Origin of the sequence: Lysinibacillus boronitolerans JCM 21713 = 10a = NBRC 103108 (assembly GCF_000772935.1) — a bacterium.
Taxonomy (GTDB): Bacteria; Bacillota; Bacilli; order Bacillales_A; family Planococcaceae; genus Lysinibacillus; species Lysinibacillus boronitolerans.
The window spans coordinates 53,190-66,466 of record NZ_JPVR01000071.1; the positions used below are offsets into that span (position 1 = coordinate 53,190).

Consider the following 13,277-nt stretch of genomic DNA (forward strand, 5'->3'; position numbering starts at 1 on the left):
GAGGTAAAAGTTGTGAGCTCATACACACAGAAAAAGGGCTTTGGAGCAGCTGTCTGGGATTACATCACTACTGTCGACCATAAAAAGTTAGCAGTGATGTATTTATTAGCCGGTACATTGTTCTTCGCTATCGCTGGTTTTGAAGCATTATTAATGCGTATTCAATTAATGAAACCAAATAATGATTTCGTATCAGCTGGTTTTTTCAATGAATTATTAACAATGCACGGAACAACAATGTTATTCCTAGCTGCTACGCCACTACTATTCGCATTTATGAACATGCTTGTACCATTACAAATTGGTGCGCGTGACGTTGCATTCCCGTTCCTTAACTCATTAGGGTTCTGGTTATTCTTCCTAGGTGCAGTATTCCTTCACCTGTCATTCTTTATGGGTGGCGCTCCTGATGCGGGCTGGACTTCTTATGCATCATTATCTTTATACTCTCCAGGACATGGTATTGATTTCTATGTACTTGGTTTACAAATTTCAGGGGCAGGTACTTTAATTTCAGGTCTTAACTTTATCGTTACGATTATTACAATGCGTGCTCCAGGTATGACATTTATGCGTATGCCATTATTCACTTGGACTGCTCTTGTATCAAGTGCCTTAATTTTATTCGCATTCCCTCCATTAACAATTGGTTTATTAATGATGTTATTTGACCGTATGTTCGGTGGTAACTTCTTTGACCATACAATGGGTGGTAACACAGTAATTTGGGAACACTTATTCTGGATCTTCGGACACCCAGAGGTTTATATCTTAGTATTACCAGCATTTGGTTTATTCTCTGAGATCATTCCAGCGTTCTCTCGTAAACGTCTATTCGGATACTCTTCAATGGTATTCGCTACAATTTTAATTGGTTTCTTAGGGTTCATGGTTTGGGCTCACCATATGTTTACAGTTGGTCTTGGGCCAACAGCAAACGCAATCTTCGCTGTTGCAACAATGGCAATTGCGGTTCCAACAGGTATGAAAGTATTCAACTGGATCCTAACTATTTGGGGTGGGTCAATTAAAGTTACAACTCCAATGCTTTATGCACTTGGATTCATCCCGTCATTCGTTGCGGGTGGTGTTACAGGGGTAATGCAAGCATCTGCACCTCTTGACTATCAATTACACGATTCTTACTTTATCGTTGCTCACTTCCACTACGTAATCGTTGGTGGTATTGTTACAGCACTATTCGGTTCAGCGCACTTCTACTGGCCAATTTTCTTCAACCGTATGTTAAACGAAACGCTTGGTAAGATTACTTTCTGGGTATTCTTTATCGGATTCCATTTAACATTCTTCCTTCAACATTTCTTAGGTTTGATGGGTATGCCACGTCGTGTATTCACTTACATGGAAGGTCAAGGTTGGGATCAATTCAACTATATCTCTACAATCGGTGCATTAATGATGGGTGTAGGGGTTATCTTAATGGTAATCAACTGCTTAATGTCTATTAAGGGCAAACCAGCAGGACGCGACCCATGGGGCGATGGACGTACTTTAGAATGGTCAATTCCACAACCAATTCCATTCTATAACTTCCGTCAAACACCACTTGTTCGTGGTTTAGATCCATGGTGGATTGAAAAGCAAGAAGGTAATAAAGAAGTTACATTTGCTGAGCCACTAGGTGATATCCATATGCCAAATAACTCAGCGATTCCATTCGTTATTTCATTAGGTATGTTTATTGCAGCATTTGGTGCACTTTACAATCCAGACGCAGATAAACCATGGTCTATCTATGTATTAATCATTGGTTTAGCAATTACATTTGGTGCGATGATTGCTCGTTCTGTTAAAGACGATCATGGCTTCCATTTACACAAAGAAGAAATTCTTGAAATTGAAGAACATCTTTACGGCAAAGGAGGAAATAAATAATGGATTTCAATACTAAATTTACTCCTCATACTTGGCCAGATCATCCTGAACAAGCTACGATGGAAGGTAAAAATAAAGTCGTTGGTTTCTGGATTTTCCTTGCCTGTGAAGTTGTACTTTTCGCAAGTTTATTCGCTACTTATTTAGCGCTTAAGAACAAAGGGCCAGCTGGCATGGAGTTCACAACTCAAGGTTTATTTGAATTACCATTAGCATTTGCTATGACGATGTTATTATTAACATCATCATTAACATCTGTTTATGCAATTTACCATATGCGTAACTTTAACTTTAAAGGTATGCAAACTTGGTTAGCGATTACATTAGCTTTAGGTCTTGGATTCTTAGCACTTGAAATCTATGAGTTCAACCACTATGTGCACCTTGGTTTTACATTTAACCAATCTGCATTCGCAACAGCTTTCTATTCTTTAGTTGGTACACACGGTTTCCACGTAACTTTAGGTCTTGTATGGATTGGTACTTTAATGATCCGTAATGCTAAACGTGGATTAAACCTGTACAATGCACCTAAATTCTTCGTAGCTGCTTTATATTGGCACTTTATCGACGTAGTTTGGGTATTTATCTTCACAGTAGTTTACTTGATGGGAGTGATCGGATAATGTCTTCACACGATACACCTATAGTTGCTAAGTCTCAAGCACAGTATGAGTATGATCGTCATCATAATGCCGTTCATATGCGTAAACAAGTAATCAACTTTGCGATTATGATTTTCTTCACTTTTATCGCATTCGCAGTAGTTGCAGCTGATTTTTCTAAATACTTAATTATGCCATTCGTATTATTATTGGCTGGCGTTCAAGTTGTACTTCAACTTTATTCTTTCATGCACTTAGAAGACAAAAAAACGCACTTTGGTGGCGTTATTGGATTCTTCATGTGGATGGGAATCTTAATCGCATTTACATTCTTCTTAGCATTTTTAACAATCATTTGGTGGTAATCACCAAAAAAGCACGTTCGTTATTTTGTACGAACGTGCTTTTCTTATGTTTTGAAGTTATTAAGGTATCAAAAGAGGCAAACGCTGTTAAACTTAACATTTGTTCACCTTTCGTTCATTGCAGTATAGCTGTAAGCGTTTTATAATAGGAGTACTGAAGTTTAAAGGAGTGCGTTCTATATGCCACTTAGTATATTTGGTTTCCAAGCATTGTGGAGCCCGTATTTAATAGGGGTTCTTGTTTTTATAACAATCATTTATTTTTTAGTCACAACAAAGTGGCGTAAAGATTTTAAAGTAAGTGAACCTTTGAAAAAAAGTGAAGCTATTTACTTTGTTTTAGCTATGATTACCATTTATATTATCAAAGGATCACCTATCGATTTAATGGCTCATATTATGTTTACCATGCACATGGTGCAAATGGCTATTCTGTTATTGCTTGTTCCTATTTTCCTAATTAAAGGGATTCCTTGGTGGGTTTGGAAGGTGGCTATTGAGGCGCCGGTAGTTAGAACGTTGTTTAAAGTGCTAACATTACCAGTTGTTGCAGTCTTTGTATTTATCGGTCTATTTTCTATCTATCATTTACCGTCCGTATTGGATTACATTAAATTAAATGAAACATTACATGGTACCTATACATTTGTATTATTTCTTTCAGCAGTGTTTATGTACTGGCCTTTAATTCAAAATATGCCAAATAGTGATCAAATGAAGCCTTTGCATAAACTGGCGTATATTATTGCCAATGCCGTTTTAATTACACCTGCTTGTGGATTAATCATCTTTGCTCCAAATGCAATGTATGAGACATACACAAACGGTGATGCATGGTTAAAGGCAATGGAGCTTTGTGTACCAGCCTCTACATTGTCAGGATTATCTTTATCTGGACCAGAGCTATTTACAGACATGAAACCCGTTGCAGATCAGCAATTAGGTGGCGTGTTAATGAAAATCCTACAAGAACTTATTTTTGGTGTACTTATTGGTACAATCTTCACAAGATGGTATCGTTCTGAGCAAAAAGATCCAGATAAAATCACTGCTGACGCTTTAGCTGCCCACCAAAAGAAGTGGGAAAGTCAACAGCAACATTAAATGAAGAATAGAAATTTACTTTGTGTAAGGAGTTTTGACAATGGAATTGCAAATTTTGCCTACTATTAGTACATCGTTTATCGTTATTAGTGCTGTACTAGTAGCAATAGGGTGGGGCTTAATTATAAAAAGAAATGTAGAGGGACATAAGAAAGTGATGCTTGCTGCAGGTGTTGCAGCACTGATTTTCTTTATCATCTATGCGTCCCGTACAATCTTTATTGGAAATACGGCTTTTGGCGGTGGAGAAGATTTAAAACCATATTATACGTTCTTCTTGATTTTCCATATTATTTTAGCGACATCTGGAGCAGTGTTTGGTATCGTTAGTATTATTTCAGGTTTGAAAATGAACATTAAATTACACAGACGAATTGGGCCAATTACAAGTATTATTTGGTTCTTTGTTGCCATAACAGGTGTATTAGTTTATTTATTATTGTATATTTTATTTGAACCTGGTGAAACAACATCAGTAATTAAAGCCATTTTAGGATTTTAAAAAAATCTCCCTCCTTATTTCTGTGCAGGAGGGAGATTTTTTATAGTTGGTTGGAATAATGAAAGCACTACGACAACAAGTAATGGACCAATTAATATCCCAAGAAATCCAAAGATTTTAAAACCAATAAACATAGCAATAAAGGTATTCAAGGAAGAAAGTCCAATTTTATCGCCAATAATTTTGGGCTCGATCATTCGGCGGATTAGAAATTGCCCAAAGGTTAATAAAATTAAGATAGCTGCATATAAATAATCGCCAGCAAATACCTGATAGATTGCCCATGGGACTAATAAAATAAATGAATCAAGAAAAGGGATAAAGTCTAAAACAACAAGTAAAAGTGCTAATAGTATAGGAAATGGTGTTTTTAAAAAATAAAATGCAGCGAATGATATGGTAAAGATCCCTATCCCTACAAGTAATTGAGCTTTCAGAAATCCAAATAAGGCTAGCTTAACACGTTGTCCAATAAAGATAATTTTTTGATGGTAATGAAAAGGAACAGGCGTTAATAATTTGCGATTAATTGTTGGTAATTCTAAAAGCAACATATACAACACAATCCAATAAACAAAAATATCAAATAGACGTGTGGGAATATATGTTAGTAATGTGGACCAAACATTGATGTTAGTTAAGGATAAGGAAAATTTTTCGATGGATGCTAAGGCTTTTGCAATCATGAATTGAATTTGTGAAACTAGCTCTACAGGTAAATGATAGGTGTAGTTGCTGAGCTTAGATTGCATTTGTATCCATAGGGCAGACAATTGATTAAGATAATCTGGTATATCAATAATAAAGGAAGAAAATTGTTTCCAGCTTATATAGAGGATAAGTGTACATAATAATAAAGATATACTTAGAAAAAATAAAAAAAAGAAGAAAACAACGATTTTCCGTTTTTTTCTAAACCGTTTGCACATTCGAACAATGATTGGTTCTAAAAGTAACGCGGTTAAGTAGGCAAGTAGAATTGGTAACGATATAGAGATTGACCAAAGGATAAGTATACCCATTGCGATAACAATAATGGGATGACGAAAAAAAGGACGATTAAAAAATGATAACATTTTTCCCACCTACATCTTGTAATAGATATAGGTAGTATGAGAAGAAAAAATTTTTTTACTCAAAATAAAAAAGACTGGACCACCAGTCTTTTTACAACCATGAAGCTATTTACACTTACTTGTAGTCACTTTAATGTACGAAAGATTAGCGTGCGTTAACAGGTTCAAAGTTATTTTTATTTGTAGGTTCGATTGAGAATTGATCTAATTCTAATTTAACCTTTTTTAAGATTTCTTCACATTTTTTTACAAGGTGTGCTGGATAAACTTCGTCATCGCCATATTCAACACCATGTGGATAATAGTATTTACCAAGGACTGGTTTCATTAATGTAAGGATGGCATCGTGTGCACCTACGTCACCAGAAATAGCATATGCGAATACGCGTAGGTAATAACGACCTTCACGAGTATCGAATCGTTTATCGAATGTCATACGCTCGTAATCCCAGCCGCCATCACATTCTAAACCATGTTTTTTCATAATGCTGACAAGTAGTTCTTGATCAGCTGTTAAATTTTCAAGGTTAGTATTTTCAAAATACATGTATAGTCCTCCTTTAGGTTCTCGTACAAAGTATACGCTCATTTTTATAATAGAGCATATTCGACATTGTTGCAATGACAACATTGTGTCAACCCAATTACAATTGATATAATAACTTACAATAATGGTGATGAAAAGGAGTCCTGTATGAAAGCTTTATTCCGCATTTTAATGGTTTGTGGTGCAGTTGCATTAATTGGCTTTATGTTCTTTAATACCCCTAAGGAAAATGAGCCACTAGAAGGCCCAAATACCAACTCGAATATCATACCTCAAACACAACTAAAGCAGGAACCTGCAATAGGAGCAATGACACGTCCACAAACGGGTATCTCCACATTGATAGGAAAAAGCACGCAAACTGTTTTAGAACAATATGGGGAGCCAGCAAGAAAAGAGCCATCTTCATTTGGTTATCAATGGTGGGTCTACAATAAAGATGTGTCAACTTTTTTTATGATTGGTATTGATAATAATATTGTGACACAAATTTACATAGCAGGACAAGAAATTGATGCATTTCCTTTTAAAGTGGGCCAAAAACGTGATGAAATATACAGAATGACAATCATTGATTATGAGGTAGCGGCCACTGTAGGCGAAAATATTTTCATTTTCTCGATGAGTGAAGAAGATATGCAAACAAGGCTGCTGATCAAATTTGATGGTCTTTATGCACAGCTTTATATAGATAGAGAGACGAGTGAGTTACAAGGGATACGATATACAGACAGTGAAACACTTGTCCTTCATCAGCCATATGAAATGAGCTACCAAGGGGAGCTTGTAAGACGTACGCCTCCTTCCTCATTTTTACAGCAAGAAATTGATGTGGCTAGCGCTAAACAATTAGATGATTTATTAAATGTAACAAGAGTCCATCATGATTTACTTCCTTTAGAAATGGATGAATCGTTAGAGGAAGCGGCAAGGATGCATAGTGAGGACATGAAGGTGCAAAATTTTTTAGCGCATGAATCTCCAACCTATGGCGATCTAAAAAAGCGATTACAGACGCAACATATCGAGTATAGTGAAGCGAATGAAAACCTGGCAACTGCCTATTTTGATGCGATTGAAGCCATGCATGGCTGGACAAATTCTCCTGAACACAGAAAAGTTCTTTTGAATGATCGATATACCCGCGTTGGTTCTGGCGTTTTTGTAGATTATTACACGCAAATATATATTGAACCTACTACGCAAGAACTGGAAAGAGAAAAGCAAGATGATGATGAAGAGACAAAAAATGAAAAACAAGATAGCGAAGATTCTACAGAGAAATCAGATCAAACCTCACCATAACAGAATAATATTCAAATGAAGACAAGCTTTCAGCAAAAGGGCTTGTCTTCATTTTTTATGTGCATTTCTCCTTCTTTGAGGCTTCTACATTTTTCGTCACACCGTTACAAACGCCGTCATATGATAGAGAACTGAGAGGGGGAATGAGGTTTGCAATTAGCAGAGTTATTAAAAGACTGGCCATGCAGCGTGACAGGGGGATCTATACGGACAGAAATTACTGGTGTAGAGGACTATGCACAGGCAGTACAGCCTGGTGACATATTTATTGTGAGAAAAGGTAAGAAAACATCGGGAAGTCGGTTTGTCAAAGAAGCATTGGCACGCGGAGCAGCTGCCATCGTTTCAGAAGAAAGTATTTCTTTGCCAATTATAGATAAAGAAATTCCTTTTGTATGGGTTCCAAATACAGCATTATTTTTATCGTATGCAAGTGCGAAGCTTGCTGCTTTTCCAGCAGAAGCTTTAACTGTTATCGCCATTACGGGTACAAATGGGAAGACTACAGTGAGTCATTTTGTCAGTCAGCTACTAAATGCACTACATAAACAAGCAGCAGTTATTGGAACAGTTGGCTTTTTCATCAATGGTGAGAAACAACAAACAGCTTATGAGCAATTAACAACATTGCAGGCTAAAGAATTACATCCCATTCTTAAACAGTGTGTGCGAAAAGGTGTGACTCATGTTGTATTAGAAGCTTCTTCAATGGGGTTGCAGCAGCATAGGCTCGATCATTGTGACATTGACTGTGGTGTATTTTTAAATTTATCAGAAGATCATTTAGAAGATCATGGAGGGTTAGAAGCTTATAAACGTGCTAAAAAGCGTTTAGCGGATTTATCAAAAAAGCTAGTATTAAATGGAGATGATAATTTTTGCCGTTCTGTTGGCATTTATGATAAGAAAAAATCTTGCTCATTTGGTTTTGATAATCACAATGATTTACATATCCAAATCGTCAGTGAATCAGTTGGGAAAACCGTTCTTTGTTTACAGACTACAGCGAGTGAACATATTGTAGAAATTCCTTTTGTCGGAAAATATCATGTGCAAAATGCTGTAGCTTCTTTAATGGCAGTATGGCGCTTAGGTGTACCTATGGAAGATATAGTTGGACATATGTGGTCATTAAGGCTACCAGAGGGCAGGCTAGAAAAGATTGAAAATCCATTAGGTATTGATGTATATGTAGATTATGCCCATACAGCAGAAGCTTTACAAGCGGTGTTACAAACCTTTGATCGCTCCAAAACAATTTACCTTGTCTTCAGTTGTGGGGGAAATCGAGATAAGGCGAAACGCTTTGCAATGGGAGCAGTTGCAAGTAAATACGCTGATGTTATTTATTTAACAACAGATAATCCACGTGATGAAGATCCTATTGTGATTAATGAAAGTATTATTGCTGGTTTTTCAGAGCAACAATATTATGAAATTTATTTAGATCGCAAACTCGCTATCCATCAAGCGTTAGCAAAGGCAGAAAAAGGTGACATTGTCCTTGTTGCCGGAAAAGGGCATGAACAAACACAGCAAATTAAAAATCAAAAATTCCCTTTTTCCGATCAACAATGTATTAAAGACTATTTTGCGAGTTTAATTACGGACGACGCTGAATAACAAAGAAAGATCCTGTAGCGATGGCAAGCCTACGACCAGTCTCATCTTCGATATCACATTCCATGACAAGTGTTTGGCGTCCCTTATGGACAAAACGACCACGTGCAATCAATTCTTTATTGGTTGTGGTAGCAATATACGATACATTCATATTCGTAGTAACTACATTATAGCCCTCAGGCACAGACCGCGAAGCAAGCCCTCCCATAGCAGCATCAGCAATCGTGGCAATAATACCTCCATGTGGCACCTTTATCGTATTGTGGATGACAGGTGTAATAGGGATACGAACCTCACTGGCCTCAGGCTCAAATATACCTACCATATGTAAAGTAGCATTAAGATAACGACGGTGAATGCCTTGCTGTTTCTCCCGTAGTCCATTTAAAAGATGTAATAAAACTTCTTCATCTTCCTCGGTACTATCTTGTAAAATCTCGGCAACTAATTGTTCAATCTGACCTTTAGATGTTGTCATCATTTGGAAAACCTCTTTCATTAAAATTATCAATAATGTAAAATTACCATAAAATCTGTTATGATGGGAAAGAGATTGGGGGAATTAAAAATGATGATGACCTCTGACTGGGTAATCATTTTGGATGAGGCGGAAGCGCTTTGTGAGATGATTCTTTCCTCAGAACCTGCGATGGCGCTACAACAAGCTTATGAAGCAGTATATAGTGATGCACAAATTGTTGAAGCTATATATGCATTTAATCGCATGAAAGAGCAGTACGAAGATGTACAACGTTTCGGAAAATATCATCCGGACTACCATACAATTATGAAGTCGATTCGCCAACAGAAAAGGGCCCTTGACTTAAATGAGAAAGTTTCGGCCTTGAAAATTGCTGAAAACGATTTCCAGGATTTACTTGATGAGATTAGCTTATTAATAGGAAAAACAGTCTCTGAAGCGGTAAAAGTTCCTGTTAGTAATCCATTCTTTGCATCTAGTTCATCTTGCGGAGGTGGATGCGGCTCGGGCGGTTCATGCTCTTGCTCAGCGTAAATCGGATGTGTATATAACATATCTCTTCTAGACTGTAGACAACTCGAAGGCAACAACTGAGTTAGTTTACAGTCTTTTTTATCATTAAATTGAAGGAGGAAGCATGAATGAAAACATATCGTATCGCTGTGATACCTGGGGATGGAATAGGAAAAGAGGTTGTGCCAGCTGCAATAAAAGTTCTAGATCAGGCAGCGTTATTAGATGGTCGCTTTCAATTTGAATGGACAACTTTTCCCTGGGGCTGTGAATACTATTTAGAGACAGGGAAAATGATGCCTGATAATGGCATTGAGCTGTTAAAACAGTATGATCAAATTTTTTTAGGTGCAGTCGGAATGCCTAACTTGGTTCCGGATCATGTATCATTATGGGGTCTGCTCATTAAAATTCGGCGCGAGCTACAGCAATCTATTAATGTACGACCAGCAAAGCTTCTACAAGGGCTACCATCACCTTTACGACAACCAAATGGCTTTGATTTTATTGTTGTAAGGGAAAATTCTGAAGGGGAATATGCGGAAAGCGGAGGAAGAATACATAGTGGTCAAGATGAAGTAGCAATCCAAAATGCTGTTTTTACAAGAAAGGGAACAGAACGGGCGATGCGCTATGCATTTGAACTAGCCAAAACACGTAATGGGCATGTGACTAGTGCTACAAAATCAAATGGGATTACATATAGCATGCCTTTTTGGGATGAAGTGTTTGCTCAAGTAGGAAAAGAATATGAAGAGGTAGGTCAAGCATCTAATCATATTGACGCACTAGCGGCATTTTTAGTGATGAAACCAGAAAACTTTGATGTTATCGTAGCATCGAATTTATTTGGGGATATTTTGACAGATCTAGGCGGTGCCATTATGGGAAGCATCGGTATTGCACCTGCAGCAAATCTAAACATTGAAGGGCAATATCCATCAATGTTTGAGCCTGTCCATGGTTCTGCACCAGATATAGCTGGTCAAGGAATCGCCAATCCTATTGGACAAATTTGGACAGGTAAGATGATGCTCGATTTCCTTGGTTATCAAGATATGGGAACAAGGATATTAGATGCTATTGAGCAAACATTAGCGCAGGATATAAAAACGCCTGATTTGGGTGGAACTGCCACACTACAAGAAGTAACTGATGCAATCATAAACTATTTAACATAACGTTTAATGATATGGAAAGTAATAATGGGTCTAACATTTAAATGAAAGGGAAGCACATTCGTTCAGTGTGCTTCCCTTTTATGTCTTGTCTTATTTAGATTCTTGAGCTTGTAATAACTCAACAGCAATATCAGGACGATCGGTAATAATGCCCTTTGCCCCATTATGGAGTAATTTTTTCATCGTATCTATGTCATTGATTGTCCAATAGTGGACTGGAATATTGAGGTTATTTAAAAACTGAATAAATTTAGGAGAATCTAATGCAATAACCCCTGACTTTGGAGGGATTTGAAAAACATCCACCTTAGGGTGATATAAATGTCCAAACTGACTTGAGAAGGAAGCAAATGCTTTTCTTACATCTGATTCACCTGCACCAAGTGCTACTTGATTTTGCGCATATAAATTAAAGCGATCTATTTGCTCACCATAAAAGCTTGTCACAACGACACGATGTTCAGCTTGAAGCTCTTCAATTAAGCGCCAAAGTTTAGAAGGCATTAGACTCCCTTCGTAAGTATCAGGAGCATCTTTGATATCAATGTTGATTAGCATGTTGGGATAGGTTTCAAGCAACTCTCGTAAAGTGACGACATCTAATTTATCCTCTCGATATAGGAAATTTCCTTCTAAATCTTCAAATTGGTAGCCGTGGTTTAAGGCATTGATTTCTGCCAACGTCATATCTGCAATAAGCCCATAGCCGTCCGTTGTACGTTCAACTGTCTCGTCATGAAAAACAATAATTTCCTCATCTTTCGTTAGGCGAATGTCGATTTCAAAGCCATCAACACCTAGCTGTGCAGCTTTTTCAAATGCAACCATTGTATGTTCTGGTGCTAAAAGAGCTCCGCCACGATGTGCAAGAATTATGGGGCGTTCGAATTGTAATGCTTGTTTACCTTCGCGTTGCTGTGGTTTTGAAATAGCTTTACTGCCTGCCCAAGCTGCTGCACTTGCTGCTGCAATTGCAAGCGCAATTTTTGTTTTCTTACCCATATTCGTCCTCCTTAACAATTATCCTCATATAAAAAGTAGTAGTGAATTCATTGTTTAATCAATAGTAGTAAGTACAGGTCCTACTATTAAATGAGTTACTAGTATAAGTGAATGATGATTTTTTTTATGCCGATTTTTGCCATCCTATTTGAAAAACAATCATTATGGAGATGCAAATGTCTTGTAAAGGGTTCATTTGTGGCATGATCATCTTTCAACATTCTTCTGTTCCTGTAATGATGCTACAATTGAATTTAATTAAAACCACTGATTCATCTTCACGATGTTCAACGTCGTATGCTTTTCCATTATAACGGAAAATTGAGCGTTCTGTCAGCTAAACTCTGTTGCTATCATTTTCTGGTCTATGGTATTCTTTTATGTAAGAAATGAGGGAATCCAATATGAACGAACGACAAGGGCTAATCGTTTACGTCCATCAATTAAAACATGCGAAGTCACTTCGGAAATATGGTCATGTTCTTTATATTTCTAGAAGGCAAAAATACGTAGTGCTTTACTGCGATCTTGAGGATATTGACATGATGACAACAAAACTACAACGCCTTCCATTTGTGAAAGACGTTGTGGCGTCTTATCGTCCATTTGTAAAAACTGAATATGAAAATGCAAAACCAGATAAAGCAAAGGAATATGACTATAAAGTAGGTCTATAAACTTATGTCAATGCAGGTATATAGTTATTTAGTCTTAATATACCTATTAAGTATTGATAAAATAGTTTTGATTCCGAAAATATAGATGAGTGCTTTATTTCTACAACTACTGCTTTTCGACCGAGTTGTTCTATTTGTGCTTCAAACATTTTTTGTCGCTGTGTTGGCTGTTCTTCATTGTATGGGATGCCCTCTCGACAAATATAAATAGGCATGAACTTACTTTCGCCGACTGGTTTAAGGGCGACAGCTAAAGAAATCACCTTCTTGTCTTCTTTTGTAGATGTTAGTAAAAAGGCTTGATGAAAACGTTCCTGGTTGGTTTTAATAATTTCGAGTAGCTCGTAAACATCACCATAGCCTTCACCTAATTCTATAAATTGTTGTGGCATAATAATTG

The 13,277-nt window shown here is 37.1% G+C and carries 15 protein-coding genes; 10 read left to right on the forward strand and 5 right to left on the reverse strand.

Annotated elements, in window-relative coordinates:
• Positions 1-12 precede the first annotated feature (12 nt).
• From ctaD to CD31_RS09255, 5 genes are all read left to right on the forward strand, one after another.
• On the forward strand, positions 13-1,896 hold the full coding sequence (gene ctaD, locus CD31_RS09235; RefSeq protein WP_004224787.1) for a cytochrome c oxidase subunit I: 1,884 nt from the start codon (positions 13-15) through the stop codon (positions 1,894-1,896).
• Positions 1,896-2,522 (forward strand): cytochrome c oxidase subunit 3, encoded by a 627-nt coding sequence (locus tag CD31_RS09240; protein WP_004224788.1) that lies wholly within the window; start codon positions 1,896-1,898, stop codon positions 2,520-2,522. The genes ctaD and CD31_RS09240 overlap by 1 nt, the downstream gene beginning before the upstream one ends.
• Positions 2,522-2,866, forward strand: a complete 345-nt coding sequence (locus CD31_RS09245; RefSeq protein ID WP_004224789.1) for a cytochrome C oxidase subunit IV family protein — start codon at positions 2,522-2,524, stop codon at positions 2,864-2,866. The genes CD31_RS09240 and CD31_RS09245 overlap by 1 nt, the downstream gene beginning before the upstream one ends.
• A 180-nt stretch (positions 2,867-3,046) precedes the next feature.
• Entirely contained in the window at positions 3,047-3,970 is a 924-nt protein-coding gene (gene ctaG, locus CD31_RS09250; RefSeq protein WP_016992773.1) for a cytochrome c oxidase assembly factor CtaG, read from the forward strand.
• Between the two features lie 40 nt (positions 3,971-4,010).
• Complete coding sequence (locus CD31_RS09255) at positions 4,011-4,472, forward strand: DUF420 domain-containing protein (protein WP_016992774.1); 462 nt, start codon at positions 4,011-4,013, stop codon at positions 4,470-4,472.
• A gap of 14 nt (positions 4,473-4,486) precedes the next feature.
• Here CD31_RS09255 and ytvI read toward each other — a convergent pair whose 3' ends face one another.
• Complete coding sequence (gene ytvI / locus CD31_RS09260) at positions 4,487-5,548, reverse strand: sporulation integral membrane protein YtvI (protein ID WP_081977483.1); 1,062 nt, start codon at positions 5,546-5,548, stop codon at positions 4,487-4,489.
• Between the two features lie 145 nt (positions 5,549-5,693).
• Positions 5,694-6,095 (reverse strand): YugN family protein, encoded by a 402-nt coding sequence (locus CD31_RS09265; protein ID WP_004224795.1) that lies wholly within the window; start codon positions 6,093-6,095, stop codon positions 5,694-5,696.
• 147 nt (positions 6,096-6,242) lie between these two features.
• Between CD31_RS09265 and CD31_RS09270 the strand changes: the two genes are divergently transcribed.
• Positions 6,243-7,400, forward strand: coding sequence for a CAP domain-containing protein (locus CD31_RS09270; protein ID WP_016992777.1), 1,158 nt, complete (start codon positions 6,243-6,245; stop codon positions 7,398-7,400).
• Positions 7,401-7,550: 150 nt separating this feature from the next.
• Entirely contained in the window at positions 7,551-9,023 is a 1,473-nt protein-coding gene (locus tag CD31_RS09275) for a UDP-N-acetylmuramoyl-L-alanyl-D-glutamate--2,6-diaminopimelate ligase (RefSeq protein WP_016992778.1), read from the forward strand.
• On the opposite strand, the gene CD31_RS09280 is transcribed toward CD31_RS09275, so the two are convergent.
• Positions 9,004-9,504 (reverse strand): PaaI family thioesterase, encoded by a 501-nt coding sequence (locus CD31_RS09280; protein ID WP_036077089.1) that lies wholly within the window; start codon positions 9,502-9,504, stop codon positions 9,004-9,006. The genes CD31_RS09275 and CD31_RS09280 overlap by 20 nt on opposite strands.
• A gap of 87 nt (positions 9,505-9,591) precedes the next feature.
• Here CD31_RS09280 and CD31_RS09285 point away from each other — a divergent pair, with 87 nt between their 5' ends.
• Together CD31_RS09285 and CD31_RS09290 are read left to right on the forward strand one after the other, a co-directional pair.
• Positions 9,592-10,038, forward strand: coding sequence for a YlbF/YmcA family competence regulator (locus CD31_RS09285; protein WP_016992780.1), 447 nt, complete (start codon positions 9,592-9,594; stop codon positions 10,036-10,038).
• Between the two features lie 107 nt (positions 10,039-10,145).
• Positions 10,146-11,198: a tartrate dehydrogenase gene (locus CD31_RS09290; RefSeq protein ID WP_036077091.1), complete on the forward strand. Its 1,053-nt coding sequence runs from the start codon at positions 10,146-10,148 to the stop codon at positions 11,196-11,198.
• Positions 11,199-11,288: 90 nt separating this feature from the next.
• On the opposite strand, the gene CD31_RS09295 is transcribed toward CD31_RS09290, so the two are convergent.
• The gene (locus tag CD31_RS09295) at positions 11,289-12,200 is read right to left on the reverse strand and encodes a glycerophosphodiester phosphodiesterase family protein (RefSeq protein ID WP_036077092.1); all 912 of its coding nucleotides are present in this window, start codon (positions 12,198-12,200) and stop codon (positions 11,289-11,291) included.
• Between the two features lie 404 nt (positions 12,201-12,604).
• Between CD31_RS09295 and CD31_RS09300 the strand changes: the two genes are divergently transcribed.
• The gene (locus tag CD31_RS09300) at positions 12,605-12,877 is read left to right on the forward strand and encodes a YlbG family protein (RefSeq protein ID WP_036077095.1); all 273 of its coding nucleotides are present in this window, start codon (positions 12,605-12,607) and stop codon (positions 12,875-12,877) included.
• Positions 12,878-12,879: 2 nt separating this feature from the next.
• Here the strand turns inward: CD31_RS09300 and CD31_RS09305 are convergent, their stop codons facing one another.
• Positions 12,880-13,269: a DUF7147 family protein gene (locus tag CD31_RS09305; RefSeq protein WP_036077099.1), complete on the reverse strand. Its 390-nt coding sequence runs from the start codon at positions 13,267-13,269 to the stop codon at positions 12,880-12,882.
• Positions 13,270-13,277 lie beyond the last annotated feature (8 nt).